Origin of the sequence: Neobacillus muris, from assembly GCF_943193175.1 — a bacterium.
GTDB classification, from domain to species: Bacteria; Bacillota; Bacilli; order Bacillales; family Cytobacillaceae; genus Neobacillus; species Neobacillus muris.
In genome coordinates this window covers 55,845-82,532 of record NZ_CALPDF010000003.1, presented here as the reverse complement: position 1 = coordinate 82,532, position 26,688 = coordinate 55,845, and the positions used below count along the sequence as shown (strand labels likewise).

Sequence of the window (26,688 nt, the reverse complement as noted above, 5' to 3'; positions counted from 1 at the left end):
TAGTGAATGAATAGGTATATTTTAACCTAAAATTAGAACCGTTTTTCATAATTTAAATAAAATAAAATTGCCAATTGTTTTCATAAATAAAGTAAAGTGATGATGAATGGGCAATATTTGTATTGCGAGGTTCACTATTTGAAAAAATAATGAAAAACCTCCAATAATCCAATTGTCATCTTTCAAAATACCTAAGTTTATTATACAATAATTTTATCGACAAAATCTGCAAATATATATAGAATATTTGGTATTTTGTAAAAATATGTAAAACGAACCTATGTTAGGGGTGGACGAATGCAGACTTTACTGTGGGCCGCTGTGTCACTCGTGATACTTGTCCCAATTATTTACTATTTACCTCTAGGTATTACGGCACGGGGAAAATGGGGGATTATTGGAATTTCATTTATATTAGCTGTTATCGGCTTGTTTGCCAATGCGGTATTTCCAATGTGGAAAACAATCATCATCATTTTATTGCTCATAGGACTCATCGTATACTTCATGAATAAACGGTTCAGCAATTCACTATATCTTTCTGCAAATAAGGTTGAAAAGGAAGAAATCTTGCCTTTTCAAATAAATCCCCCGCAAAGTATTGATACTAAGGACGGAGGATTAACAGAAGAAAAGTCAGAAGATTTGGGTACAAAGGGACACGAAATTAAACCTTCTAGTCTGCTAGAAGACAGGAACCATGAACCTTCCGCAGAAATAGTTTTGTATAGCGATATAAGCACAGAAGATCAGCCGTCGGCTGAATCGATTGAGGAGTTGCTGGAAGAGTGGAGTCCGGTTTCACCTGATAATGAAAATGCATTATCAATGTCAGATTATACAGAAGATAGAATGGACTCACTTGAACATAGTGATTTTGAACTCCATGAAGGATATTTGTCTAATCCTTCTATCGAATCCCTGGAATTGTCTGAAATTGGTGATACGGCACCATCCAATGAATGGGAAAAAAAATCTCCATTAGAAGATATCGATATGGTTGTGGGGAAATCTTCAAATGAAGCTTATGCAGAATTATTGGAAAATGAATACTTAAACGTATCTAAAGAGAAAGTGAAATTGGAGCATACAGAATATCCTGGGGTGGATAATGATTCTGAAAAACCCCAATTGGTGGATATCCGAACAGTTGATTTACAGATTTCTGAACAAACAAGCTATATCGAAGAAGTGCCAGATAGAACCAAATCAGAGTTATTGGAGACCGAAACCATCGAAGAGCCATTACTGGATATTATTGATGAAAACACAATGATCTCACAAAGAGATTCATCTGAAGATCATATAGAGCATGATGATGCAGCTGTGATGCATAAAGAACAGGAATTGTATGAAGTGCTTTTCCAAGAGCCGGATTTGGAACCTTCTCAAACTGCCATCCAAGACGATTCTCTGGGACTTACGGATATAGACGATAAGTTAACTACCATAGATAATGACCAACGGTTCAAATCAGAGGATGAAAGCGAGAGCGGCCAGCTGGAGGATTTATCGAGCGGTGAGACTAATAAAATTGAATCAGGTGACTCACGTATCACCGGTAAAGGAAGGATTCCTAAACCGCTGCTCCAAACAATGGTTTCGCAACTGGAACTCGAAAGGAAACGTTTAAGTCCATTGGAATATGAACTTCGTATTAAAGAGGCTATGCGTTTCGAGCTTTCAGTGGAAGATTATTTTCCTTTTGCCAATTTATTAATGGAGCATTACATCCGTTCCGATAACATAAACAAACTGGAAAAATTACTGGAAGATATGAAGGGAAAAATACATGGATATCCAATTATTGAAGAAGAAGTGGAGTATGTGTACAAGCATTATTGTGAAAAATCCCTATAATTTACCTTAATCAGTTTGAAAGGTTTTCAGCTATAATAGGTTCGTTACTAATAGATTAGGATTGGTGAATAGAATGAAAAATAGTAAACAAATCGGCGGGTTACCAATTATTAATATTTCAGATGGAAATCAATTAGGCAAAGTAAAATCTCTAGTTATTAACCCTGACAAAGGTTCCATTGATTTCTTAACGATTGAGCATGAAGATTGGCAAGTTAGCGTTAAAGCCATTCCATATAAAAAAGTGGTGGGAATTGGTGAATTTGCTGTAACCATTGAAAGTGAAAATGCGGTAATCGATTTAAACGAAATTCCAATTGCGAATCAGTTAGTAAATAAAAAAATCAAAATTGTAAATACCAGAGTCATGACCAGAAAAGGGGAGCTTATTGGCGTTGTCAATGAGTACTATGTCGACCAGGAAACGGGAGATATATTAGGTATGGAATTAACCGTTGGCAATAAACAAGTGGCTATAGCTTCTGAACAGGTGGTCACTTTTGGTAAAGATATTATTATTGTCAAAGAGGATTCATCCTCTCATTTTCTTCAGTCGATTGACCAGCTTGATGGAAACGAGTACGAAGCTCAATCTACCTCTGAAAAAGATGAGGTTTCTTCTTTACTGGATGAAGTACAGGGTGAAAACTCGGGTATTTTCAGTCTTAAATTAAAACAAATTGAGCTTCTTAAAGGAAAAAAACTCATCAGTGATATTTACGGTAAGGACGGAAGCTTACTGTTTCGTGCAGGAACAGTTCTTACTCCGGAAAATGTGGAAAAAGCTCAGGAAGAAGGTCCAGGTACGATCGTTGAACTTTCCATGAATGTTGAAGTCTAAAGCAAGGAGGAATTGGGTTGAAGCCATTCAGTCAAGGTATCAAGTTATTTATCGTCCTTATTTTAAGTACAGCATATGTGTTTGGCTTCTCGCATATAGGGGTACGGGCTACTAATTTACTAAAAATAAAAGAAAACACATATCCTTCAGGTACCTTGATTGCTGCTGCCGATGCAGGCGGGAAAACTGAAAGTGAGGCAATGGCGCTAATTACGAAAAAAATTTCAAAGTGGAAACATGACACAGAGATTAATCTTCAGATAAGTGAACAAATAATACCATTTGATTTAAATTTATTCCAATTTAATGTGGAAGAGTCCTTAAAGAAAATAAAAGGCGGACAGCAAAACCTTCTCAATGTGACAATTGGTTCTGACGATTTATCTGGGGTGCTGGCTGCCATCGATTCATTTATTGTTAGTGTTGATGATCTTGATACTAAAAAACTCGCGAAACAGCTTACATCGATCGCTGCAGCTCTAAAGACCGGCATTCATACTGTAAAGTTGAATGATTATTTGCAAAACTCGGCTGATCAGGAAGTTCTTGGACAAGCTGTGTTAAATCCAAAAGATGTTCCAGCCCATTTGACATTGGCTATTGAAAAGCTGGGCACGATCCCGGTTAAGCCCCAGTCTCAGTTTTCCTTGCTTGAGACGCTTACTGCAATGAAGTTGCAGGATATCCCAACCGAAGCGGCTAGCATCATTGCCTCAGGTATCTATCAAGTTATTTTAACAACTAATTTTACCATAATTGAAAAAAACACCAGCCCTGAAGCTCCTGATTACGTTCCATTAGGAATGGAGGCTCGTGTGGATGCTGAAAAGAATTTAGACTTTGTATTTGATAATCCCAATCTCAATTCTTATACATTAAAATTGAGCTGGGAGTCGGATGGGCTGCACGTTCAATTAATCGGGCAGAAGTTTGTCAGCCAGTATAAATTTAATGCGAGCGATATACAATACTTTTCACCGAAGACGGTTATTCAATATAGTCCAGTACTATCAACCGGCCAGATGAAGGTACAACGGTCCGGCAGTAAAGGTGTATTAATTAAGGTTTACCGCGAGGAATATCGAAATGGGAACCTCATGCAAAAACAACTGATATCAGAAGATTTTTATCCGCCCATTCCGACGATTGAAGTCCGGTCGTTGACGGAAAATGGACAAACAACAGATGCAGCTGCTTCGCAGCAAACGGCTGAACAGGAGGCGGAACAAGCTAATACAGGTGATGCTGCCAATACAGGCAGTACGGAAGCATCAGATCAGGATGGTTCTTCAGCCGCCACTAATGAAAGTGATCTATTTGGCAAACCAAATGAAGTTTCCAAATAAGCTTGCTAAAGGTGTGACAATAAAATGAGACAACTGCGAAAGCGCCTTGGAGATTTACTAGTTGAAGCTGGTCTGATTACAATAGACCAGCTTCAATCCACATTAAAAGAGAAAAAACCTGAACAGAAAATTGGGGAAGCATTGCTGGAACGTGGATATATCACGGAGCTGCAGCTGATCGAAGTGCTGGAAGTCCAGCTGGGTATCCCACATATCAGTTTGTACCAGTACCCTTTTGATAAGAGACTTTTTTCCCTTATCCCTAAAGAAACAGCAAGAAGGAATTTAATTGTCCCGCTAAAAAAAGAGGGGAACAAATTGTTTGTTGCTATGGTCAATCCTATGGATTTCTTTGTGATTGATGACCTTCGGCTCTCAACTGGTTTTGAAATAGAACCGGCGATTGCTACCCGGGACGATGTATTAAAGACAATTACCAAATATTACAACACAGACGATGATTTTTCTGACCTTTTTACTGAAATCCCAATCGGCAGCAATACTCCAGAAGAAGACGAAGCAAATGTGGATTCCCCTGTTGTTCGTTTGGTCAACCAAGTTTTATCCAATGCCATACTGCAGCGGGCAAGTGATATCCATATTGATCCTCATGAAACCAAAATAGTCATTCGCTATCGGATCGATGGAGTACTGCGGGTTGAACGTACCCTGCCCCGGACGATGCATAGTGTATTGACGGCCAGAATTAAAATTCTGGCTAATATGAACATTACCGAACATCGGGTGCCACAGGATGGACGGATTAAAATGAACTTGGAATTTCATCCGATTGATTTGCGGGTGTCGACGTTGCCGACGGTATACGGGGAAAAAATTGTTATGCGGCTTCTCGATATGGGAGCAACTTTAAACGATATTGATAAATTGGGGTTTAACGCGCTTAACTTAAAACGGTTTAAGGAGTTAATCCAAAAACCTACAGGAATTGTTTTAATTACAGGTCCAACCGGTTCAGGCAAGTCATCGACGCTCTATGCAGCCTTAAACAAATTGAATACAGAAGAAGTGAACATTATTACCATCGAAGACCCAGTAGAGTACCAGCTGGAAGGAATCAATCAGATACAGGTTAATCCCAATGTGGGGATGACATTTGCGGCCGGTCTCCGGTCGATCCTCCGGCAGGATCCAAACATTATCATGGTAGGGGAAATTCGCGATAAAGAAACGGCAGAAACAGCTGTCCGCGCATCTTTAACCGGACATTTAGTGCTAAGTACCCTGCACACAAATGATTCGATTCGAACAATCACCAGGCTGATGGATATGGGAATTGAACCGTTTTTATTGGCTTCTTCGCTAAGCGGGATTGTTGCGCAGCGGCTCGTGCGAAAAGTTTGCCGGGATTGCAAGGAGGTCCATGAGCCGTCAAAGCGCGAGATTGAAATATTTGCAAGACGGGGAATGAAAATTGAAAAAGTTACTAGAGGAAAAGGCTGTTCATCCTGCAATATGACTGGGTACAAAGGCAGGCTGGCCTTGCATGAGCTCTTGGTCATTAATGACGAGATCCGCCAAGTGATTATGAATGGCGAGTCACATCAGCAGCTGCGCAATCTGGCAGCCAAAAATAAAACGGTATTTTTAATTGATGATGGTTTACTTAAAGTCAAACAGGGCGTAACTACAACAGAAGAAGTACTGCGCGTAGCAATTTTGGAGTAGGAGATCACGACATGAAAGAGAAATTAGAATTGATATTACGGACTGCTATCGAACATAAAGCTTCTGATATCCATTTAACAGTGGGGGCACCGCCGATTTTGCGAATTAATGGGGACTTGAGGAAAATTGGAACAGAAAAACTGCTTCCAGCTGATACAGAAGCCATTGCCAAAATCGTAGTGCCGGAAAATATGTGGGATGTTTTTATTCAAAATGGAGAATTGGATTTCTCATATGGTCTTCCCAGTGTGTCCCGATTTCGTGTCAATGCATTCCATCAACGTAAAAGTATTTCCTTGGCTTTAAGGGTGGTTGCTTCTAAAACGCCAACCATCGAAGAATTGGATTTACCTCCGATTATTCCAAAGCTTGTAGAAAAGCCCCATGGGTTAATTCTTGTCACAGGACCGACCGGGAGCGGGAAATCGACAACACTTGCCTCCATGATTGACTATATGAACCGAACAATGCGAAGGCACATCATCACACTTGAGGATCCGATTGAGTATTTGCACCGTCACGGCAATTCCATCATTGACCAGCGGGAAATCGGTTTTGACACGAACAATTATGCCAGCGGATTGCGGGCAGCGCTCAGACAGGACCCGGATGTCATCCTTGTGGGTGAGATGAGGGATCTTGAAACGATATCAACAGCCATTACGGCTGCTGAAACGGGACATCTAGTGCTGGGTACACTTCATACTTCCAGCGCAGCGTCGACAATAAACCGGATTATCGATGTATTTCCATCATCCCAGCAGCCGCAAATTCGTATTCAGCTGGCATCGGTGTTAGTGGGTATTATCTCGCAAAGACTGTTCCCGACCGCAGATAAAAGAGGCAGGAAAGCTGCCACGGAGGTTTTGGTTAATAACCCGGCCATCGCAAACTTAATCCGTAATGAAAAAATCCATCAAATCCAAAGTGTTATGCAAACAAGCCGCGTCCAAGGCATGCATACGCTGGAAATGAATATAAGGGAATTAATTGAGCGGGGACACATTATCAAAGAATCAGCTGCCCAATATTTACAGGAAAAGGCGATGTTAAATGGCTAGATTTAAGTACACGGCACGCGGAAAAAAAGGAAAACTCGAGGGGACAATCCAAGCCGGATCGAAACGGGAAGCGGTCGTAAGACTAAGAGAAGAAGGGATTAGAGTCATCGATATTACGGATATTCCCGATACCTTTTTAACAAGAGATATTACGATTGGAAATCCAGTTAAACTCGAGCATTTTGTCATGTATTTAAGGCAGTTTGCCACCCTGCTGAAGGCAGGTGTGACTATAGTCGAAGCAACATCGATTCTTGCCTATCAGACAGAGAGCAAGGGATTAAAGAGGGCGCTTTTGGATATTGAGCAGGAATTGCGTCAGGGGAACCCCTTTTCTGAAGCAATTACCAAGTATAAGAAGATCTTTTCGCCCATGTTTGTGAATATGATCAAAGCTGGGGAAGTCAGCGGTAATATGGACAGTTCGCTTGATCGTTTGGCAGATTATTTTGAAAAGCAGCATGATACGAAACAAAAAATCATTTCGGCACTTACGTATCCAATGACAATCGCAATTGTGGCGATTGCCGTGGTTATCTTCTTACTTGTTACGGTGGTCCCGACTTTCGTCCAAATGTTTGATGATATGGGAGGGGAACTTCCGGCGATTACGAAGTTCGTTCTGGCTGCGAGTGGTTTTATGCAGTCGCATTGGTGGCTGATTGCCCTGATTATGGCCGCACTTGTTGTTGGATTTTTATATCTGAAACAAAATAAACAAACTAAATTCTATCTCGATTATACGTTACTGAGGATGCCGCTTTTTGGAAATCTGCTCCAGAAGGCAGAGCTTGCCAGGATGATGCGGACGTTAAGCTCGCTGTTTGCCAGCTCGGTCCCGATTTTGCAGGCAATGGCGATCGTTGAAAAAGTAGTGGAAAATGAGGTTATTGCCAAGGCGATTCGTGATTCCCGCGATTCCCTGGAAAAAGGCCATTCCATGGCGGAGCCGTTAAAAAATCATTGGGCGTTTCCTCCCCTGGTAACCCAGATGATTATTATCGGGGAAGAAACAGGAGCATTGGATTCCATGCTGGACAAAATCGCCCAATTTTATGAAAAAGAAGTCGATACGGTAACAGATCGGTTAAAGTCGTTGATTGAGCCAATCATGATCATTATTCTGGCCGCGCTTGTCGGGACGATTGTAACGTCCATTATCGTTCCTATGTTTGATATGTTTAATCAATTCCAGCAAAATAATTAAAAAATTTCCAAAAAAACAAAAAAGTTTATAAAAAATGACAAAATCCAGTATAATCCACTTCCCAGCCAATTGTCAGGTGATGTATAATAAGTGAGAAAAAAATACTAGGATAATAGAACTATAAAGGAGTGTGGAAACATGTTTCAAAAGTTAAAGAATAAATTGAAAGAACAAAAGGGTTTTACTTTAATTGAGTTATTAGCTGTTATTGTTATTTTGGGGATTATTGCTGCAATTGCAGTACCATCGGTAATGAATATTATGAACAATTCAAAAAAAGATGCTCATATCGCAAATGCTCAACAAATGGCTAATTCTGCTAAGTTATATATAGCACAAAAAAATAAGCAAGTAACTACAACAGGTGAAAATATCAAAATGTCCCAATTGACATCTGAAGGAGTTTTAGATACTGTAAAAGATCCATCGGGTATTGGATATGATCCAGAAACTTCAGTTGTGAATGTAAAATTAACAAGTGAAAGTGATAGTACAGTAATTTATACTATAACACTTAAATCTACCGCTCCTTCTGGTGGAACTGCAAAAACCTATATTAATGAAGTAGAGTTAAACAGTATTGAAAGAGATGTTGTTACTCTTCCATAAATATAATGGCTATCTTATTAATATTATACGGAGTAGTATTGGGATCTTTTTTTAACGTAGTTGGTCTTCGTGTTCCTATAAAACAATCAATTGTTACACCACGTTCATCTTGTCCGATTTGCAAGCACCAACTAAAAGCATACGAACTACTACCTGTACTATCATATTTGATTCAAAAGGGGAAATGCCGCGGCTGTCAGTCGCGGATTTCTCCTATCTATCCTGCCATCGAATTACTGACAGGAATTCTATTTATGACAGCGCCATATGCAGTCGGATGGTCCGGAGAATTGGTTATTGCCCTGACATTAATATCCATGTTCATGGTCATTGTTGTTTCGGATATTCACTATATGATCATCCCTGATAAAATTTTAATTTGGTTTGCAGGGATTTTTTTATTGGAACGGATCCTTATACCGTTAACACCATGGTGGGACGGCCTCCTAGGGGCAGCAGCCGGCTTCCTTCTTCTCTTATTAATTGCTGTAGTCAGCAAAGGCGGGATGGGATTCGGAGATGTAAAGCTATATGCCCTGCTTGGGTTTGTTATTGGCCTTAAACTCGTCCTCTTGTCGTTCTTTCTTTCTACCCTTTTTGGAGCAGTTATCGGCGGATCAGCACTCCTATTCAGAATTATAAAGAGGCGCCAGCCCATACCGTTTGGCCCCTTTATTGCAGCCGGTACATTGACAGCCTATTATTGGGGCAACGATCTCATCCGCGTCTATTTACAATTACTTAATTATAGCTAAACACAAATGGGGTGTATTTATGGAATTTTCCCTATTCTCGCCAAAAAAACGAATCGCTAACTTGGTATTAAATGACCACTCTATTCGATTTGTCGAATTAAAACAAACTAATCCCATTACTGTTCATAAATGGAGTGAGCGATTTCTGCCGCCGCGTATTATTAGTAAAGGGAAAATTACTGATTTCGAGACCTTAGCTAATATCTTGGAGGAATGTATCGAGGAATGGAAGATACAAAAACAACCCGTTAGATTCACTGTACCCGATCCTCTTGTTATTATCAGGAAGGTTTCAGTTCCGGCTGAAATCCAAGAAGATGAAATAAAAGGCTATTTATACGTGGAACTTGGCTCAACGATTCATCTTCCCTTTGAAGAGCCGGTATTTGATTTTTATCCCTTGACAAAGAATGACAAAAATCAAGAAATTCTATTGTTTGCCGCACCAGAAGCAGAAGTCCAGCAGTATGCCGATTTGCTTAGCAATATAAAACTGAAGCCAATAGCTGCTGATATATCGCCACTGGCCCTTTACCGTCTTTACCATCATCTGAATTTATCCCAAAAAAATCAAATACTCTTCACCCTTCATCTGGAATTAACCGGTGTTAACTTATGCATTTTTGACGGCAGTATTCCGCTTGTTATGCGGTATTTTTCGTTGCCGTTTAATGTTATGCAATGGGAAATTGAGCGGGCCACAAGCGGGGAAGTCGAGTACAAGTTTATTGGGAATGAGGAGGAGCTGACACTTCAGAGGGAAGAGGTTATCAAAGAAATTAATATGTTATTGGATTTTTACCGTTACTCTTTAAACAATGCACATCAAGAAGTGAGTAAGTTCATGGTAAGCGGTGACCATCCAATGCTCAAACAATTAGTAGAAGAGATGAAAGAGCGGTTTGAAAACCCAGTTCAGCAATTTTCAGCCAATAATGAAATTCAAAGCATGAACGGGGCTGTTCCTGTTCACCTATTACTTGCGCTAGGTCTCGGTTTGAAAGGAGAATCATAATGTTAGTAGAAATAAACCTCCTTCCAAAAAAAGAACCCGTAAAACGAAATTTTCATCTAGTTCTCATAAGTTTCCTTGTCGCATTTCTAGCAGTTGGCAGCTATTATTTTTGGCAATCTTATTCGATTAAGTCCCAAATTGCCTACTTGGATCAAGAAATCACGTCGGTTAATCAAGGGATTGATCAGCAGCAGGCTAAGATTTCTGCCAATGAATCTTCCAATTCCGTTGAACAATTAAAAACGGCTATTGATTGGGCAAAAACCTACCCGCTCCAAACGATTCCGGTAATGCAGCATTTGACATCCCTGCTGCCGGAACGGGGGTTTATCCAATCGTTTAATTATTCGGAAACTGGAGTGGTTACCCTGACAGTCCAATTTGAAACAGCGACAGACGGAGCCTATTTCTTAAATCATTTGCTTAATTCCGATTGGATTGAAGATGCAACACTGGCTTCATTAAATACAGTAAATACTGTTGAAGACAACAGTGAACAGGTTGATCAAACAGATACCGAATATTTGCCCCGTTATCAAGGACAATATGAAATTCATCTGAATAAGGACATCATCCTAAAAATAAAAAATGAGCAGACTGCATCGGAAGGGGTGGCGGGAACATGAGAGCCCTGTTCTCGAATAGGAATAATTTAATCATTGCCATCTGTGTGCTGTTACTTCTTTTAATGATACTTTTTGCTCAATTAAACTTTTTAAGTCCGCTAAAAACTGACTTGGCAGGCAAGCAAATGGAATTGGACACTGCACAAAAAATATTGACAACGATGAATAAAAATAAGGGAAACGAAACGGCAGCGCTCATAGATGATACAAGGGGGCTGCAGCAAAGGATTCCTGTAAAGCCGCTGCAAGAGCAGTTGATAGTAGACCTTCAAAAAGCGGAGACGATCTCGAATAGTGAAATTAAATCGATGGGTTTCACCAAAGATGGTTCGGCTAATGCAGATTCTGTATCTAATGGACAAACTGCGGAACAAGCTACAGGACAAACCAATACAGAGAGTCAGACACAAGCTGATACTCAGGCAGCTCAAACGGCTCAAAATAATTCCGCTGCCATAAAAGGGATGAAAAAACTGACTGTCCAACTTAAGGTTGAATCGCCAAAGTATGAGGACTTTGAGAAATTTATCAATACCTTGGAGTCATTAAAACGGATTGTGGTAGTGGAATCAATAAATTATTCGGATGTTCAGGAAATTACTAGTGTGGATCAAGGCCGCCAGCCATTAACCTACGATATAACAGTTTCGGCTTATTATATGCCTGAATTGACTGATCTCAAGGCCCAGCTTCCTAAAATGGATTCACCCGAACCAGCTAATAAGGACAATCCATTAAGTCAATTCGCTGACACTCCGACACCTTAAGCTGCTTGGTTCATAAATAATTTGGCGAAACTCTACGATAACAAGACGACAAAAGTCTTGTTATTTTTTTTGCCCTTTATGATAGGATGGAACAAATTACTGCCTAGTCAGAAAGGAGTTCAAAACGTGGACAAGCCCAGAAAAAAAGACCATACCATAACCGTTAAAATAAACGGAGAGCAAACACCGTACCAAGAAGAACCGAAGAAAAAGGGGCCAGAACCCCAAAAACCACCTCAATTAAAAGTGATCAAAACCAATCATAGTGAGCCCGATCTGGAAGAAGACGTCTTTTTGGAGACCGCGGCAGCACAAGAATCCGTTGAAGAAAGCTTCGACTGGATTATCCCGGAATCCTCGGATCAAGAAATAGAAGAAATCCCAATGAAAACCAGCCATAAAATCACCCATCCGTTTTCCCCTAAAAAAACCAGGAGACCAATCGGCTCGATTGTGACAGCGGGGATATTTGCCATTCTTATTGGCACCACAATTGGTGTTTTTATGCTGAAATTAGTGATTGTCGAATCAGATGAAAAAACAGGGGCAGATACCAATACAGTGGCACAGGAAGAAACTAATGCAGGGACAGCCGAAACAACTGGACAAGCTTCGGGCGTCGTCAAAGAATTTACTACCTATCTTGTTCAGGGAGGATATTTTTCCTCCACTGATGGTGCCAAGGAAACAGAAACACAGTTAAAGTCAAAGGGTATCCCGGCGCAAATAATTGAAATGGAAGGAAAACATTATATCTTTCTCGGAGCTGCCGATTCATTGGAAACAGCCAAAACACTCAGCAGCCAGTATAAGGAATCGGGAGTGAATGATGCATTTGCCAAATCCATCGTGGTCGGTGAAAAGAAAATTTCAGATCTCACAGACGGCGATAAAACCTTTCTTGAATCGGTACCTGTAATCTATCAATCACTGGCGCAGGCGATGACAGATGGATCAGCAAAAACGTTGGAAGGAGCCGGGCAGCCGCTAAAAACCAATGGCTTAAAAAATGAGAATGTGAAAAAAATCAAGGTGGAGCTATCCAACGCATATGACAATATCCAGTCCTACCAAAAATCAAAAGATAAAAAGACACTTACAGAAGCACAGCAAAGCTTATTAACCTTCTTGTCCTTATATTATTCTATGTAAGGCGAGCTTAGACATGACTTACGGACTATTTTCCGGGAAATTATTCTGCAAAAATGCCTGGCCGATCGCTGCAGGCATTTTTTGTTTCTACAAAAAATAAATATGCATAGTTTGACATATATCTTCAAAATTTAATGGTATAAAAATTGTTTGCTGGGCCATTTTCTGATACCATTTAAATGTATCTCCCAATACGCGAGCAATCAAAGGTAAGGTGATGAAATGCAAAACCTCATATTAGCCTCTTCTTCTCCACGGCGAAAAGAACTTCTAGAAACTCTCCGAATACCATTCGCAATTTCAAGCAGTAATGTGGATGAAAGCTTTAATCCGGACCTCTCGCCAGATGAGGTTGTCATGGAGCTGGCCCATCGGAAAGCACAGGCAGTTTTTGAGGAAAACCATGATGCATTTGTAATTGGTTCAGACACCATTGTCGCGGCGGAAAATCAAATCTTAGGAAAGCCCGCTGATGAGGCAGAAGCGATTCAAATGCTGAAACGTTTATCAGGCAATCAGCATGATGTGTACACTGGTGTTTCCATTGTATCGCCAGCAAGTTCGGCTCGATTTTTTGAAAAAACAGAAGTATGGTTTTGGGAGTTAACGGACGATGAGATACGGTCGTATGTGAAAAGCGGCGAACCGTTTGATAAAGCGGGCGCTTATGGCATTCAGGGACTGGGAGGTATGTTAGTCAAAAAAATTCATGGCGACTATTTTGCTGTTGTCGGTCTGCCTGTTGCCAGGACGGTCCGGGAATTAAAGCGTTTGGGCTTTCAGCTGCCGTATTAATCCTTTCGGCATGACTCCCAAGAAACAGGGAGGAAAACAATGTCCACGAATACGTTAATGATCCGTGATTTCCCTCAAGACGAACGGCCAAGAGAAAGATTTATCAAGCATGGCCCGCAAAGCTTATCGAATCATGAATTAATTGCCATTTTACTTCGGACGGGTACGAAAGATGAGTCGGTATTGCAGCTATCCAACCGGCTGTTGACCCATTTTGAAGGATTAAGGCAGTTAAAAACAGCAACATTAGAAGAAATAACCGAAATAAAAGGGATTGGCTCCGCCAAGGCGATTCAAATTCTGGCTGCCGTTGAAATTGGGCGCAGAATGGCCAATTTAAACTATAATGATCGCTATGTCATTCGCTCACCAGAAGATGGTGCGAAATATGTCATGAATGACATGCGTTTTTTGTCCCAAGAGCATTTTGTCTGTTTGTATTTAAACACCAAGAATCAGGTGATTCATAAACAAACGATTTTCATCGGGAGCCTTAATGCCTCGATTGTACATCCAAGGGAGGTATACCGGGAAGCGTTAAAGCGCTCTGCCGCTTCCATTATCGCGGTCCATAATCATCCATCCGGTGATCCCGCACCTAGCCGTGAAGATATCGAAGTGACGAAGCGGCTGGCTGAATGCGGGAAGATTATTGGCATTGATTTATTGGACCATCTTATCATCGGTGAAAATAAGTTTGTTAGTTTAAAGGAAAAAGGGTATTTATAATACTATGATTTTACTGGACGATGAGTTATAATATTGGTTATGATTTTTGAAGAAGGCTGTCGAAACAGCTATAAAAGTAATAGAAATTTGGTAGGATAAAAAAAAAAAGGTAATCACCTGCCCATCATTTTAATTTTTTGCATTTCGTATCAGAAAGGGAGATACAACACAATGTTTGGATTTGGAACAAAAGATCTTGGGATAGATTTGGGAACTGCCAATACCCTTGTATATGTAAAAGGAAAAGGAATTGTTTTACGGGAGCCATCCGTAGTGGCCCTTCAGACTGACACAAAACAAATCGTTGCCGTTGGTAATGATGCCAAAAATATGATTGGCCGGACACCGGGCAACGTGGTCGCAACTCGGCCGATGAAGGATGGAGTCATTGCTGACTTTGAAACAACCGCAGCCATGATGAAACATTTGATTCGCCAAGCACAAAAGGCGAAAGGCGCATTTTCTGGCAAACCTCATGTCATGGTTTGTGTCCCATCAGGAATTACAGCCGTTGAAGAGCGGGCCGTAATCGATGCTACTAGGCAAGCAGGGGCAAAAGATGCCTATACGATTGAGGAGCCGTTTGCAGCGGCTATCGGGGCCAATCTTCCTGTCTGGGAGCCGACTGGCAGCATGGTGGTGGATATTGGCGGCGGTACAACCGAAGTGGCCATTATCTCCCTTGGGGGCATTGTAACCAGCCAATCCATTCGCATTGCAGGGGATGAAATGGATGACGCCATTATTTCCTACATCCGCAAAAGCTACAATTTATTAATTGGCGATCGCACGGCGGAAATGGTTAAAATGGAAATTGGCTCTGCTGGCACGCCGGAAGCAATCGATAATATGGAAATCCGCGGCCGTGATTTATTGACAGGACTGCCAAAAACGATTGAAATCACTGCCAAAGAAATTGCCTCTGCTTTAAACGACACGGTTTACGCGATTGTTGAGGCCGTGAAGAATACATTAGAAAAGACCCCGCCGGAATTGGCAGCCGACATTATGGACAGGGGAATCGTCTTGACAGGAGGCGGGGCGCTGCTTCGCAACTTGGACAAGGTCATTAGTGAAGAAACGAAAATGCCTGTTTTAATAGCTGAAAATCCGCTTGATTGCGTAGCAATTGGCACAGGCAATGCATTAGACCATATTCATTTGTTTAAAAATAAAGCAAAGGACTCACGTTAAATCGGGCACTGCAGCTGGATATGTAACGTGATGTTCCATCTTATAGTAGAGGTGTATCATCATGCCACAGTTCTTTTTGAATAAACGACTGATCATTTTGCTCGTCAGCATTATTATTCTCGTGGCATTGATTGGGTTTTCATTAAGGGAGAGAAGTAAATTAACCTGGCCGGAGCAATTTGTCAAAGATACCACCGGCTGGGTTCAATCCCTGGTTTCAAAGCCTGCCAATTATGTTGCAGGCTTTTTTGAAAATCTCCAGGATTTGCAAAATACATATAAAGAGAATAAAGAATTAAAATCACGGGTAGAAAAAATCGCCAGCCTTGAAGCAGAGATTCAGGCACTGAAAAAAGATAATGAAGATTTGCGGAAAATTAATGGTGAAGAAAAAACATTGAGAGATATGGAACCATCGCCTGCCACCGTCATCGGGCGAAATCCGGACCGCTGGCATGAAATGCTGATTATTGACAAAGGCAGCCTAAGCGGGATCAAGAAAAACATGGCAGTCGTAACTGCTGACGGCCTAATTGGAAAAGTAAAAAGCGTGAACCAATTTAGCTCGACGGTCCAGCTTTTGAGCGCCATGGATCCGAAAAATCGGATTTCAGCTCTCATCCAATCCGATACCAATATTTATGGGTTTGTCCAGGGGTATGACGACAAAGAAAAAGCTTTGTTAGTGAAAGGAATTCCTTCCGGTGCGAAGGTTGAAAAAGGACAGACCGTCATTACCTCAGGCCTCGGGGGAGTCTTCCCGCAAGGATTATTAATTGGGAAAGTGGTCGATGTGAAGCCAGATCAGTATGGGTTAAACCAAACAGCGCTGGTCAAGCCGGGAGCAGATTTCTATGATATTGAAAACGTCCTGGTCATCAAACGATTAATGACGCAGCCGGATACAAGCGATATGTCAGATGGGAAGGAGGAGGACTTGTGAGAAAATTCCTTCTTCCTCTTTTGTTTTTAGCGTTGTTTATTGCTGAAAGTTTGTTTGTTCAGTTTATGCCCGAGAAAGTTTTTGGGCAAAGCAAAATTTTAGTGCCTCATTTCTTATATACCGGCCTGCTTTTTTTTACCATCTATATTGGGAAAAACAAAGGAATCCTCTATTCGGCTATTTTCGGCCTGCTATTTGATATTGTTTATGTGGAAGTGCTGGGGATTTACTTATTTCTCTTCCCCTTCGTTGCATATATCGTTACCAAAGTGATGCATGTGCTGCAGTCCAACATTATTGTGGCGTCCATCGTCTCCCTTGGCGGCATTGCGCTGCTGGAAATTGGCGTCTATGAAATGAACTTTTTAATCCATGTAACCGATTTAGATTTTATGAGCTTTATCAATTTAAGATTTTATCCTACACTAATCTTGAATGCGATTTTTATTTTGCTGACAGGGTTCCTGTTTAAGCGCTGCTTTGAAAAGTATTCCGAAGCTTTAAAAGATGATTGATTGGAAAAAGAGGAGAATAGGCACAACGTGTCGAAATATATTTAGATAGTGTGTGTTTATCCAGGGAATAAGGATGTACTCGAAAATCCCGAGATGGTTTTCCTAATTTATGAGGTGAAAAATTCTCCATGAAAAAACGGCAAAATGTTACAATAAAGGGGACAAAGGGCGGTCTGGTGCTGCATCTTGATGATAACTGTTCCTTTCAGGAGCTAAAACTAGAGCTGGACGAAAAGCTTTCTGCCAATACCAGAACCCAAGATGACCGCCAGTTGATCCCCGTTACAGTCAATATCGGCAACCGGTATTTAATAGAGGAACAGCTCGAAGAACTGAAACAATTAATCCGCCAAAAGAAAAATTTTGCAGTGGATGAGATTGAATCCAACGTCATGACAAAGGACGAGGCCAAGCGGCTGCGTGAAGAAACAGAGGTCGTAACCGTCGCAAGTATCGTCCGTTCCGGCCAAGTCTTAAAAGTGACCGGGGATTTGCTCTTGATTGGTGATGTAAACCCAGGAGGCTCTGTTATTGCTGGCGGAAATATTTTTGTGATGGGCACGTTAAGAGGAGTTGCCCATGCCGGCTGCAATGGAAATGAGCAGGCTGTCATTGCTGCCTCTAGCATGAGACCATCCCAATTGCGCATTAGTGATTGCATCAATCGGATTTCCGAAGCATGGCAAAGTGAGGACAATCATGATATGGAATGCGCCTATATGAATGAAAATCGGCAGATAGTTTTTGATAGATTACAAGCATTAATGAAAATAAGGCCTAATTTGACCAGATTAGAAGGGGGACATTAAAGTGGGAGAAGCAATCGTAATTACATCAGGTAAGGGCGGCGTCGGCAAAACAACTACCTCAGCTAATATTGGCACTGCACTTGCCCTCCAAGGAAAGAAAGTATGCTTGGTAGATACTGACATCGGTCTTCGAAACTTGGATGTCGTAATGGGGCTTGAGAATCGAATTATTTATGATTTAGTCGATGTAGTGGAAGGCAGATGCAAAATCCATCAGGCTTTAGTCAAGGATAAGCGATTTGATGGGTTATTGTATTTGCTCCCTGCTGCGCAAACGGTTGATAAATCAGCCGTTAAGCCGGAGCAAATGCGTGACTTGATCACAGAATTAAAGCAAGACTATGATTATATCATTATCGATTGCCCTGCTGGTATTGAGCAAGGCTATAAGAATGCAGTAGCCGGTGCCGATAAAGCGATTGTGGTCACCACGCCGGAGGTTTCCGCTGTACGGGATGCTGACCGAATTATTGGGCTTCTGGAAAAAGAAAAGCATATGGAATCGCCGAAATTAATCGTGAACCGGATTCGGAATCATATGATGAAAAGCGGTGACATGCTGGATATTGATGAGATCACGCAGCATTTATCGATCGAATTGATTGGGATTGTGGCCGATGATGAGGAAGTCATCCGTGCCTCCAATCACGGAGAGCCGATTGCCCTGAATCCAAACAGCAAGGCATCGATTGCGTATCGGAATATTGCCCGAAGAATTCTCGGTGAATCGATTCCCCTTCAGCCGCTGGAGGAAGATAATAAGAACGTTTTTACCAAAATCAAGAAATTCTTTGGTGTGAGATAAAATCTAAAATCTGTTCATCGGCATTAAGCAGTGAACAGATTTTTTTATTTTGGGATGGTTGTATCCCAGCTGTCATTTTTGATGACTGGCCTGTCATACTCTGTCCAGCCCTATCATAAACTTGTACAAACAGTGTGAAAAGGGTTGATGGGTATGGCACGATCTACTCCGGATGAAATAAGGCGGCGAATCGCCAAAAGGAAAAAAGAAAAGGGTTCAGCAGAAAAAGTGAACGAACGGCCTTTAGTCTGGTCAGGTAACGATGATTCATTTGATTGGAATTATTCCCCTCCTTCGATGAACCATAATGATGAAGCCGGACACCCATTATTCAAAAAAGAGGTCTTCTTTTTCAAAATATTGGCATCCATCCTCTTGTTTTTGGGGATTGCGATCCTGTTCCGCAACCAGTCCGCTGGCCTTGAATCAGCCAGAACCTTTATTGTGAAAACAATGGAAACCGATTTTAAATTTGCAGTTGTATCCAACTGGTATGAGGAAAAGTTCGGAAAACCGCTTGCCTTGCTGCCATTTAACGAAAAAGATAACGCAGATAACAAACAAGAGGCAAAGGGAGCGGTTCCGGTAACGGGCAAAATCCTTGAAAACTTCGAAAAAAATGGGCAGGGTATCATGATTCAGACAGGGAAGGGAGCCCCTGTTCAGGCTATCAATGATGGATTTGTCACCTTCGCAGGAGTGAAGGATGGATTAGGCAAAACGATTGTTATCCAGCATGCCGACGAAACAGAGACATGGTATGGCAATTTGGCAGATATCAAGGTGAAATTATATGAATATATCGATAATAAAACGATTGTCGGGACGGTGTCTGATTCGGCTGGAGATGATGCGAGCAAAGGACAGTACTATTTTGCAGTGAAAAAAGGGGATGCGTTCATCGATCCAATAAAGGTGATACGAGTTGAATAAAGCGATAGGGTTACTGAAACTTGTTCAAATCCATCCATTATTATGGATCATCCTTGCCCTCGCCATTGCCACCGCCCGTTTCATGGATGTCTGTTTGCTCTTAACGATTATTTTTATCCATGAAATGGGTCATGCAGCGGCGGCTTCTTTTTTTTCATGGAGAATCAAGAAAATTACCCTCCTGCCATTTGGCGGGGTGGCGGAAATGGATGAGCATGGAAATCGTCCGTTAAAGGAAGAGACCATTGTCGTCTTGGCAGGTCCTATCCAGCATTTTTGGATGATGGCAGCTGCCTACGGCTTGCTTTCTTTCCAGCTCATGCCGGAGGATCTTTATCATTTATTTATCGAATACAACCTGATGATCCTCATCTTTAATTTATTCCCAATCTGGCCGCTTGACGGCGGAAAAATGGTGTTCCTGGCACTTTCCCTAAAGCGGGCCTTTCCTGAAGCACACCGCCTGACGCTTCTGATTTCGTTCGCAAGCCTGTTGATATTCTCAGGACTTGTTTTAGTAAATGCACCGGCACATCTGAATGTATGGGTTATCATTGCCTTCTTGTTGTTCTCGCTCCATTATGAATGGAAACAGCGCCGGTTTATTTTTATGCGGTTTTTACTGGAACGATATTACGGAAAAAAATCTGAGCCAAGTAATCTAAAGCCGATTCATGCCAGCGAACAGGATTTGCTTATTGATGTCTTGGAAAAATTTCAGCGGGGCTGCAAGCACCCAATTATTGTGCAGGGTGATGACAGGGAGAAACATACATTAGATGAAAATGAATTGCTGCATGCCTATTTCACGGAAAAACGGTTAACGGATAAAATCAGCGACCTTCTTTTTTTATACTAAATAGAGATATAATAATACCATTATGGCTGGAAAAGTGAGGACACTGGTTTGGAAACTCTAATTGTGAATTACCTTTCGAGAGAGAAAAGATTTGCCTATTTAAAAAACAATCAAATTGAAAAACTCATCATTGACCGTCCGGAGCAGCATTCTCTGGTCGGCAATATTTATTATGGGACCATCACCAAAGTATTGCCGGGGATGAATGCCGTTTTTATCAATATTGGCGAGGAAAAGAATGCCTATTTGCATCGTGATGAACTCCCATCCTACTTATTGTCATCAGACAAACAACAAAACGTTACATCATTCGCCCATCAAGGGGAAAAGCTGCTGGTCCAAGTAAACAAGGATGCGACTGGCACCAAAGGCCCAAGGGTCACAGGCAATATCGAAATCCAAGGAGATAATCTGATCTACCTGCCAAATGGACAGTATGTATCGGTTTCGAAAAAAATTGCGGACGAACAAAAGAAAGCCCGTTTCCGAAAGCTGGGTTCAAAGCTCAAAAACAAGGAAGAGGGGCTGATTTTTCGCACGTCAAGCATTAACAGTACAGAGGATGAAATCCAACAAGAATTCGAGTCACTGCGCCATAGCTATCATGAACTGCTTGCGAAGGCTGCTGGCTTATCTAAGCCCGGCATCCTTTACCAGCAGGATACCTTTCTTGAATTGGTCGCAAGTCAAGCGGCAAAAATGGGAGCAGGCGAAATAATGGTGGATGATCTGGAACTGAAAAAATGGCTGGAACAAAAAAATCTTCCAGCTGGCCTTACCTTTTATAATGGAAAAGAGAATATCTTTGCCGCCTACAGCATTGAACAGAAGCTGGAGAAAGCGCTAAAACGGGTTGTCTGGCTCGATAATGGGGCTTATTTAATTTTTGATGAGACCGAAGCCTTAACGGTTATCGATGTGAATACAGGCAAATTTTCCGGAAAAGCGGACTATCGCGATACCGTCTTAAAGACCAATCAGCTTGCCGCCCAAGAAATTATGCACCAGCTCAGGCTGCGTGATATTGGCGGAATTGTGTTAATCGATTTTATTGATATGAGCCGGGAGCAGGATAAACAGGCAATTCTCGATATCATGCAGCAGGAAATCATTCGAGATGACAAACGGACTAAGCTGATCGGATTTACACCGCTGGGCATCCTGCAGCTGACGCGAAAAAAGACGAAGGTCACCCTCTCTGAGACCCTGCAGGTAAAGTGTACTGCTTGCGGCGGGACGGGCCGGATTTTGAGTCCGGAGACAGTGGCGTTCCGGCTCGAACGGGAACTGCTGGAACACCGCTTTTCAGATTCTGAAGCCGTACTGATCGAAACGACACCTGACGTGCAAACCGCCCTGCTTGGTCCAAATGAGGAGCATCGCGGACTGCTGGAACAGATGATTCACTTAAAACTCTATTTTACTCTTCATCCTTCGATTGAGCCTTATTATGTGGTCAAGCAATTTGGAGAGGAAGCCGAGGTGGCCCAAAAAGCAGCCGATTTCTATTGACACTTATGCTTCTGTTATGTTAATATTTTAACGTTATGTTTGTAGCACCCGTGCTACAACCGCACAGTGCAGGTAGTAAGATTTTGCTTGTTGTGCAAAGCGCCTGTATTTGGCGAGTCTGAGTTAATAAGGAGGTGCAGTTCATGTACGCAATTATCGAAACTGGCGGTAAGCAATTGAAAGTCGAAGAAGGCCAAGCTATCTACATTGAAAAATTAAATGCAGAAGCTGGTGAAACAGTTACTTTTGACAAGGTTCTTTTCGTTGGCGGTGAAACTGTGAAGGTAGGAAGCCCTGTAGTTGAAGGCGCTACTGTTACAGCTAAAGTTGAAAAACAAGGCCGTGCGAAGAAAATTATTGTTTTCAAGTACAAAGCAAAGAAAAACAACCGTAAGAAACAAGGTCATCGTCAACCTTACACTAAAGTTGTGATCGAAAAAATCAACGCGTAAGGTGTTGATTAGATGATTAATGTAACGATTAATCGTACTGACTCTGGATTCATCCATTCGTTTATCATAAGTGGTCATGCTTTTTTTGCCGAACGGGGCAAGGATATCGTCTGTGCAGGCGCATCCGCTGTCTCGGTAGGGGCAATCAATGCAGTGCACGCCATTACTGGCGTCACTCCTGAAATTGAACAGGGAGATGGCTTTCTCCGCTGTGTGATTCCGGCCCATTTACCGGAAGACATATTCGAGAAAGTTCAACTTCTGTTCGAAGGAATGATTATCTCTTTACAGACGTTGGAAGAAGAGTATGGAAAGCACATAAAAATTACCTTCAAAAAGCAGGAGGTGGAATAAATGTTATTAAAATTAGATCTTCAGTTGTTTGCATCTAAAAAAGGGGTAGGTTCTACAAAGAACGGACGTGACTCTATCGCAAAGCGCCTTGGCGCTAAGCGTGCAGACGGCCAATTCGTAACTGGCGGTTCAATCCTTTACCGTCAACGCGGTACAAAGATTTATCCAGGTGAAAACGTTGGCCGTGGCGGAGACGACACTTTATTTGCAAAAATCGACGGCGTTGTAAAATTTGAACGTTTAGGTCGTGACCGTAAAAAAGTGAGCGTATACCCTGTTGCTCAAGAAGCATAAGCCATATGAAAACTCTAACCGGATTGGTTAGAGTTTTCTTTTTGAATAACCAAGGAAAAAACTTCCATTTAATTGCATCCTTCAATATAGATTTTCCCCAGCCCCCACATCATTCCGTAAAAAATGCTTACGATAGCTTATTTTTTTGATATACTAACACCAAACCCTTTTCCAAATTTTTTATTGGGAGCGTATGTATGGAAAAACAGTGGGATATTATTGAAGTGCTGCGGCATTCACGGCATGATTGGTTAAACAAGCTGCAGCTGATTAAGGGGAACATAGACTTAAATCGAATCGACCGGGCTAAGGCGGTCATTGATAAAATTGTCATCGAAGCACAGCATGAGACAAAACTGTCCAACTTGGGAGTGCCCCATTTTGCGTCCTTGCTGTTAAAAACCAACTGGGAGAGCCGGTCCTTTGTGCTCGAATATGAAGTCTTTGAAGATCACGATTCGGCACGTATTAACGATGTTGACCTAACTAAATGGTCCGGCCTGTTGTTTTCATGCCTAGACCAAGCAGTTGATGTATACCAAGAAAATCATTTATCAATTACCATTGACCCGCAAGCAGAAGGGATTCGTTTCTTTTTTGATTTTAGCGGAATAATAAGGAATAGTGAACTGATTGAAAAGTTCCTGGCTGAACCAAAAGAACATGAATTGGATGTCAGCATCAAGGAATTTTCCGAAAACGAACTCGCATTAGAGGTTTTTATGCCGACCGTTTAGGCGGCTGACCCTCGCGATTCTCGTCGCAATCAGCATTATCAACACATTCGACGGGAGGAATACAATGTTTGTTGATCAAGTAAAGATTTATGTTAAAGGCGGAGACGGCGGAAATGGCATGGTTGCTTACCGCCGGGAAAAATATGTTCCAAAGGGCGGCCCTGCAGGCGGCGATGGAGGAAAAGGTGCCGATGTAGTCTTTGAAGTGGACGAAGGATTGCGCACTTTAATGGATTTCCGGTATCAGCGGCATTTTAAAGCGCCGCGCGGCGAACATGGCATGTCTAAGAATCAGCATGGCAGAAACGCCAAGGATATGATTGTAAAGGTTCCGCCTGGAACAGTTGTGATGGACGCTGAAACGAAAGAAGTCATCGCAGATCTCGTTGAGCATGGGCATCGGGCCGTTATTGCCAAAGGGGGACGCGGCGGAAGAGGAAACAGCCGATTTGCGACACCGGCCAATCCAGCCCCTGAAATTGCGGAAAACGGAGAACCAGGGCAGGAAAGGGACGTTATCCTAGAGTTGAAGCTCTTGGCAGATGTAGGGCTAGTTGGTTTTCCGAGCGTCGGGAAATCCACTTTATTATCTGTTGTCTCCTCAGCCAAGCCAAAGATTGCGGAGTACCATTTTACGACGATTGTTCCTAACCTGGGAATGGTGGAAACAGAGGACGGCAGAAGCTTTGTCATGGCCGATTTACCGGGTCTGATTGAAGGAGCCCACTCAGGAGTAGGTCTGGGACATCAGTTCCTGCGCCATATCGAGCGGACAAGGGTCATCGTCCATGTGATTGACATGGCGGCCATGGAAGGCAGAGACCCATATGAAGACTATCAGACGATCAATCGGGAATTGAAAGAATATAATCTGCGCCTGACGGAGCGTCCGCAAATTATTGTCGCCAATAAAATGGACATGCCGGAAGCGGAGGAAAATCTCAAGAAGTTTAAAGAACAGCTTCAAGAGGATTATCCGATTTTCGCGATATCAGCTGTATCGAGGAAAGGTCTAAGGGAGCTATTGTTTGCAGTAGCTGATAAGCTCGAGGAAACGCCAGAGTTTCCATTGCAGCATGAGGAAGAAGAGGAAGCAGGCATTAATCGTGTTCTTTATAAACACGAAGCTGATCCAGAGTCCTTTAAGATTACCAGGGATCCGGACGGGGCGTTTGTACTTTCCGGTGAAAAATTGGAAAGATTGTTTAAGATGACTGATTTTTCAAGAGATGAATCGGTTCGGCGTTTTGCCCGCCAGCTTCGCGGCATGGGAGTGGATGATGCCTTGAGAGCAAGGGGAGCAAAAGACGGAGACATTGTCAGGTTAATGGAATTTGAATTTGAGTTTATTGAATAAGACAGGCCCTAAAGAGGTAGAAGAGAGACATGGATAACTCTGAGAAAAAGTTTTATTTAGTCCGAGAGGATGTATTATCGGAAGCGATGAGAAAAACTATTCAGGCTAAGGAATTGCTTGAAAGAGGAAAAGCGGAATCGATTGGGGAAGCTGTGCAGAAGGTCGATTTAAGCCGCAGTGCTTTTTATAAGTATAAGGATACGGTGTTTCCTTTTTCAACGATTAAACAAGAACGGCTCGTTTCCTTGTTCTTTCATCTAGAAGACCGTTCCGGTACCCTGTCCAAATTATTAAGCGTTGTGGCTGATTCTGGCTGCAATGTCCTGACTATTCACCAGACCATACCGCTGCAAGGGCGGGCAAATGTTACCCTTTCATTGCATACTTCTGGTATGACCAATGAAATGGATGAATTACTCGCTAAACTGAAAAGACTTGAATTTGTAGAGAAAGTGGAAGTGCTGGGAACAGGGGCTTAAAGGAGCTCCTGTCCGGCACTTTCTGTCTAGAAAGGGAGTAGAAGAAACGTGAAGATAGGTTATTTGGGACCGAAGGCCACTTTTAGTGAAATTGCCGTCAGAAATGCATTCTCCGACTGTGATTTAGAGGCATATAGTACAATCCCGGAATGTATGGACGCGGTGGTGGAGCAGCAGGTAGATTTGGCAGTGGTCCCGTTGGAAAATGCATTAGAGGGGTCTGTCAATATTACTCTTGATTATTTGACTCAGGAGGTACAAATTCCAATCGTCGGAGAGATCACCCTGCCGATTAAGCAGCATTTAATGGTTCATCCTAATAATGCTTCCAAATGGCAGGACGTTACGAAAATTTATAGTCATTCTCACGCGATTGCCCAATGCCACAAATTTTTACATACACATTATAAAGGTGTCCCGTATGAAGCGGTATCGTCGACTGCTGCTGCAGCCAAGCTTGTACTGGAGAACCCTCATTTGAATGTAGGCGCCATTGCCAATGAGCTCGCCGCCCAAGAATATGGCCTGACCATTGTGAAGAAAAATATTCATGATTTTGATTATAATCATACCCGTTTTGTTGTATTGTCCGTAAATACTCTTGATTTTCAATTAATGAGCGGGGCTTCTCATTATAAAACCACTCTGATGGTGACTCTTCCTTCCGACCAGGCCGGATCGCTGCATCAAGTGCTGTCTGCTTTTGCTTGGAGGAAGATTAACCTGTCAAAAATTGAATCGAGACCAATGAAAACGGGGATTGGCAATTACTTTTTTATCATTGATGTGGAAATGAAACTGGATGAAGTGTTAATACCTGGAGCGATTGCTGAACTGGAAGCTTTGGGCTGCGGGGTAACCCTGTTAGGCAGTTATCCCCAATTAAATGTTGGATTTGACTAAAAATGGACCCGCTATGGGTCCATTCTTGCTTTTGTAAGAATTTGAAAGAAGGGTTCTTAAGGACAAAAGCCAATGAGAAGCCCGTCGAAGTGT

At 42.1% G+C, this 26,688-nt stretch carries 29 protein-coding genes and 1 other annotated feature; all 29 genes read left to right on the top strand.

All coding sequences use genetic code 11. The features are described from left to right. Positions 1 to 297 precede the first annotated feature (297 nt). Positions 298 to 1,860, top strand: a complete 1,563-nt coding sequence (locus NFS43_RS03185) for a hypothetical protein (RefSeq protein WP_251549401.1) — start codon at positions 298 to 300, stop codon at positions 1,858 to 1,860. 73 nt (positions 1,861 to 1,933) lie between these two features. Beyond that, positions 1,934 to 2,701: a PRC-barrel domain-containing protein gene (locus NFS43_RS03180; RefSeq protein ID WP_251549399.1), complete on the top strand. Its 768-nt coding sequence runs from the start codon at positions 1,934 to 1,936 to the stop codon at positions 2,699 to 2,701. A gap of 17 nt (positions 2,702 to 2,718) precedes the next feature. Beyond that, on the top strand, positions 2,719 to 4,047 hold the full coding sequence (locus tag NFS43_RS03175) for a VanW family protein (protein ID WP_251549397.1): 1,329 nt from the start codon (positions 2,719 to 2,721) through the stop codon (positions 4,045 to 4,047). Between the two features lie 24 nt (positions 4,048 to 4,071). Next, complete coding sequence (locus tag NFS43_RS03170; protein ID WP_251549395.1) at positions 4,072 to 5,733, top strand: GspE/PulE family protein; 1,662 nt, start codon at positions 4,072 to 4,074, stop codon at positions 5,731 to 5,733. An 11-nt stretch (positions 5,734 to 5,744) separates the two neighbouring features. After that, a complete protein-coding gene (locus NFS43_RS03165; protein WP_251549393.1) occupies positions 5,745 to 6,794 on the top strand; it encodes a type IV pilus twitching motility protein PilT in 1,050 nt (349 codons plus the stop codon). Next, the gene (locus tag NFS43_RS03160) at positions 6,787 to 8,001 is read left to right on the top strand and encodes a type II secretion system F family protein (RefSeq protein WP_251549391.1); all 1,215 of its coding nucleotides are present in this window, start codon (positions 6,787 to 6,789) and stop codon (positions 7,999 to 8,001) included. Before NFS43_RS03165 ends, NFS43_RS03160 begins: the two co-directional genes overlap by 8 nt. Before the next feature lie 138 nt (positions 8,002 to 8,139). Further along, entirely contained in the window at positions 8,140 to 8,610 is a 471-nt protein-coding gene (locus NFS43_RS24340; RefSeq protein ID WP_277613892.1) for a type II secretion system protein, read from the top strand. A gap of 5 nt (positions 8,611 to 8,615) precedes the next feature. Beyond that, entirely contained in the window at positions 8,616 to 9,365 is a 750-nt protein-coding gene (locus tag NFS43_RS03150; RefSeq protein ID WP_251549389.1) for a prepilin peptidase, read from the top strand. Between the two features lie 19 nt (positions 9,366 to 9,384). Continuing rightward, positions 9,385 to 10,380: a type IV pilus biogenesis protein PilM gene (gene pilM, locus NFS43_RS03145; RefSeq protein ID WP_251549387.1), complete on the top strand. Its 996-nt coding sequence runs from the start codon at positions 9,385 to 9,387 to the stop codon at positions 10,378 to 10,380. Continuing rightward, on the top strand, positions 10,380 to 11,006 hold the full coding sequence (locus NFS43_RS03140; RefSeq protein ID WP_251549385.1) for a PilN domain-containing protein: 627 nt from the start codon (positions 10,380 to 10,382) through the stop codon (positions 11,004 to 11,006). Before pilM ends, NFS43_RS03140 begins: the two co-directional genes overlap by 1 nt. Continuing rightward, the gene (locus NFS43_RS03135; RefSeq protein WP_251549383.1) at positions 11,003 to 11,773 is read left to right on the top strand and encodes a hypothetical protein; all 771 of its coding nucleotides are present in this window, start codon (positions 11,003 to 11,005) and stop codon (positions 11,771 to 11,773) included. The genes NFS43_RS03140 and NFS43_RS03135 overlap by 4 nt, the downstream gene beginning before the upstream one ends. Positions 11,774 to 11,899: 126 nt before the next feature. After that, positions 11,900 to 12,925, top strand: coding sequence for an SPOR domain-containing protein (locus NFS43_RS03130; RefSeq protein WP_251549382.1), 1,026 nt, complete (start codon positions 11,900 to 11,902; stop codon positions 12,923 to 12,925). Positions 12,926 to 13,147: 222 nt separating this feature from the next. Further along, positions 13,148 to 13,720, top strand: coding sequence for a Maf family protein (locus NFS43_RS03125; protein ID WP_251549380.1), 573 nt, complete (start codon positions 13,148 to 13,150; stop codon positions 13,718 to 13,720). A 39-nt stretch (positions 13,721 to 13,759) separates the two neighbouring features. Continuing rightward, on the top strand, positions 13,760 to 14,449 hold the full coding sequence (gene radC, locus NFS43_RS03120; RefSeq protein WP_251549378.1) for a RadC family protein: 690 nt from the start codon (positions 13,760 to 13,762) through the stop codon (positions 14,447 to 14,449). 171 nt (positions 14,450 to 14,620) lie between these two features. Then, complete coding sequence (locus NFS43_RS03115) at positions 14,621 to 15,643, top strand: rod shape-determining protein (protein ID WP_251549377.1); 1,023 nt, start codon at positions 14,621 to 14,623, stop codon at positions 15,641 to 15,643. 61 nt (positions 15,644 to 15,704) lie between these two features. Continuing rightward, the gene (gene mreC, locus NFS43_RS03110; RefSeq protein ID WP_251549375.1) at positions 15,705 to 16,586 is read left to right on the top strand and encodes a rod shape-determining protein MreC; all 882 of its coding nucleotides are present in this window, start codon (positions 15,705 to 15,707) and stop codon (positions 16,584 to 16,586) included. Continuing rightward, the gene (mreD, locus tag NFS43_RS03105; protein WP_251549373.1) at positions 16,583 to 17,101 is read left to right on the top strand and encodes a rod shape-determining protein MreD; all 519 of its coding nucleotides are present in this window, start codon (positions 16,583 to 16,585) and stop codon (positions 17,099 to 17,101) included. Before mreC ends, mreD begins: the two co-directional genes overlap by 4 nt. A gap of 128 nt (positions 17,102 to 17,229) precedes the next feature. Next, positions 17,230 to 17,910 carry a septum site-determining protein MinC gene (gene minC / locus NFS43_RS03100; RefSeq protein WP_251549371.1) on the top strand — a complete coding sequence of 227 codons (681 nt, stop codon included), beginning with the start codon at positions 17,230 to 17,232 and terminating at the stop codon, positions 17,908 to 17,910. Position 17,911: 1 nt separating this feature from the next. Further along, positions 17,912 to 18,715, top strand: a complete 804-nt coding sequence (minD, locus tag NFS43_RS03095) for a septum site-determining protein MinD (protein WP_251549369.1) — start codon at positions 17,912 to 17,914, stop codon at positions 18,713 to 18,715. A gap of 153 nt (positions 18,716 to 18,868) precedes the next feature. Next, complete coding sequence (locus NFS43_RS03090; protein ID WP_251549367.1) at positions 18,869 to 19,648, top strand: M23 family metallopeptidase; 780 nt, start codon at positions 18,869 to 18,871, stop codon at positions 19,646 to 19,648. Further along, entirely contained in the window at positions 19,641 to 20,507 is an 867-nt protein-coding gene (locus NFS43_RS03085) for a M50 family metallopeptidase (protein WP_251549366.1), read from the top strand. Before NFS43_RS03090 ends, NFS43_RS03085 begins: the two co-directional genes overlap by 8 nt. Positions 20,508 to 20,570: 63 nt before the next feature. Further along, the gene (locus NFS43_RS03080) at positions 20,571 to 22,019 is read left to right on the top strand and encodes an Rne/Rng family ribonuclease (RefSeq protein ID WP_251549364.1); all 1,449 of its coding nucleotides are present in this window, start codon (positions 20,571 to 20,573) and stop codon (positions 22,017 to 22,019) included. A 47-nt stretch (positions 22,020 to 22,066) separates the two neighbouring features. Continuing rightward, positions 22,067 to 22,149: a sequence feature (ribosomal protein L21 leader region), on the top strand. 13 nt (positions 22,150 to 22,162) lie between these two features. Next, the gene (gene rplU, locus NFS43_RS03075; protein WP_251549362.1) at positions 22,163 to 22,471 is read left to right on the top strand and encodes a 50S ribosomal protein L21; all 309 of its coding nucleotides are present in this window, start codon (positions 22,163 to 22,165) and stop codon (positions 22,469 to 22,471) included. 12 nt (positions 22,472 to 22,483) lie between these two features. Next, positions 22,484 to 22,825, top strand: coding sequence for a ribosomal-processing cysteine protease Prp (locus tag NFS43_RS03070; RefSeq protein ID WP_251549361.1), 342 nt, complete (start codon positions 22,484 to 22,486; stop codon positions 22,823 to 22,825). After that, positions 22,826 to 23,119 carry a 50S ribosomal protein L27 gene (rpmA, locus tag NFS43_RS03065; RefSeq protein ID WP_026572313.1) on the top strand — a complete coding sequence of 98 codons (294 nt, stop codon included), beginning with the start codon at positions 22,826 to 22,828 and terminating at the stop codon, positions 23,117 to 23,119. A 197-nt stretch (positions 23,120 to 23,316) separates the two neighbouring features. Continuing rightward, positions 23,317 to 23,856 carry a sporulation initiation phosphotransferase B gene (locus NFS43_RS03060; RefSeq protein ID WP_251549359.1) on the top strand — a complete coding sequence of 180 codons (540 nt, stop codon included), beginning with the start codon at positions 23,317 to 23,319 and terminating at the stop codon, positions 23,854 to 23,856. A gap of 64 nt (positions 23,857 to 23,920) precedes the next feature. Next, on the top strand, positions 23,921 to 25,213 hold the full coding sequence (gene obgE, locus NFS43_RS03055; protein ID WP_251549357.1) for a GTPase ObgE: 1,293 nt from the start codon (positions 23,921 to 23,923) through the stop codon (positions 25,211 to 25,213). A gap of 29 nt (positions 25,214 to 25,242) precedes the next feature. Further along, complete coding sequence (locus NFS43_RS03050; RefSeq protein ID WP_251549355.1) at positions 25,243 to 25,692, top strand: ACT domain-containing protein; 450 nt, start codon at positions 25,243 to 25,245, stop codon at positions 25,690 to 25,692. Between the two features lie 48 nt (positions 25,693 to 25,740). Beyond that, on the top strand, positions 25,741 to 26,595 hold the full coding sequence (pheA, locus tag NFS43_RS03045; protein WP_251549354.1) for a prephenate dehydratase: 855 nt from the start codon (positions 25,741 to 25,743) through the stop codon (positions 26,593 to 26,595). Positions 26,596 to 26,688 lie beyond the last annotated feature (93 nt).

Bases quoted from the DNA above. Each gene is read 5' to 3' on its own strand.
- minC (WP_251549371.1), top strand. From the start codon at position 17,230: ATGAAAAAACGGCAAAATGTTACAATAAAGGGGACAAAGGGCGGTCTG.
- NFS43_RS03115 (WP_251549377.1), top strand. From the start codon at position 14,621: ATGTTTGGATTTGGAACAAAAGATCTTGGGATAGATTTGGGAACTGCC.
- rpmA (WP_026572313.1), top strand. From the start codon at position 22,826: ATGTTATTAAAATTAGATCTTCAGTTGTTTGCATCTAAAAAAGGGGTA.
- NFS43_RS03125 (WP_251549380.1), top strand. From the start codon at position 13,148: ATGCAAAACCTCATATTAGCCTCTTCTTCTCCACGGCGAAAAGAACTT.
- NFS43_RS03180 (WP_251549399.1), top strand. From the start codon at position 1,934: ATGAAAAATAGTAAACAAATCGGCGGGTTACCAATTATTAATATTTCA.
- mreC (WP_251549375.1), top strand. From the start codon at position 15,705: ATGCCACAGTTCTTTTTGAATAAACGACTGATCATTTTGCTCGTCAGC.
- NFS43_RS03150 (WP_251549389.1), top strand. From the start codon at position 8,616: ATGGCTATCTTATTAATATTATACGGAGTAGTATTGGGATCTTTTTTT.
- NFS43_RS03060 (WP_251549359.1), top strand. From the start codon at position 23,317: ATGGAAAAACAGTGGGATATTATTGAAGTGCTGCGGCATTCACGGCAT.
- NFS43_RS03165 (WP_251549393.1), top strand. From the start codon at position 5,745: ATGAAAGAGAAATTAGAATTGATATTACGGACTGCTATCGAACATAAA.
- NFS43_RS03170 (WP_251549395.1), top strand. From the start codon at position 4,072: ATGAGACAACTGCGAAAGCGCCTTGGAGATTTACTAGTTGAAGCTGGT.
- NFS43_RS03090 (WP_251549367.1), top strand. From the start codon at position 18,869: ATGGCACGATCTACTCCGGATGAAATAAGGCGGCGAATCGCCAAAAGG.
- NFS43_RS03160 (WP_251549391.1), top strand. From the start codon at position 6,787: ATGGCTAGATTTAAGTACACGGCACGCGGAAAAAAAGGAAAACTCGAG.
- radC (WP_251549378.1), top strand. From the start codon at position 13,760: ATGTCCACGAATACGTTAATGATCCGTGATTTCCCTCAAGACGAACGG.
- NFS43_RS24340 (WP_277613892.1), top strand. From the start codon at position 8,140: ATGTTTCAAAAGTTAAAGAATAAATTGAAAGAACAAAAGGGTTTTACT.
- pilM (WP_251549387.1), top strand. From the start codon at position 9,385: ATGGAATTTTCCCTATTCTCGCCAAAAAAACGAATCGCTAACTTGGTA.
- NFS43_RS03185 (WP_251549401.1), top strand. From the start codon at position 298: ATGCAGACTTTACTGTGGGCCGCTGTGTCACTCGTGATACTTGTCCCA.
- NFS43_RS03050 (WP_251549355.1), top strand. From the start codon at position 25,243: ATGGATAACTCTGAGAAAAAGTTTTATTTAGTCCGAGAGGATGTATTA.
- NFS43_RS03070 (WP_251549361.1), top strand. From the start codon at position 22,484: ATGATTAATGTAACGATTAATCGTACTGACTCTGGATTCATCCATTCG.
- obgE (WP_251549357.1), top strand. From the start codon at position 23,921: ATGTTTGTTGATCAAGTAAAGATTTATGTTAAAGGCGGAGACGGCGGA.
- NFS43_RS03135 (WP_251549383.1), top strand. From the start codon at position 11,003: ATGAGAGCCCTGTTCTCGAATAGGAATAATTTAATCATTGCCATCTGT.
- NFS43_RS03140 (WP_251549385.1), top strand. From the start codon at position 10,380: ATGTTAGTAGAAATAAACCTCCTTCCAAAAAAAGAACCCGTAAAACGA.
- rplU (WP_251549362.1), top strand. From the start codon at position 22,163: ATGTACGCAATTATCGAAACTGGCGGTAAGCAATTGAAAGTCGAAGAA.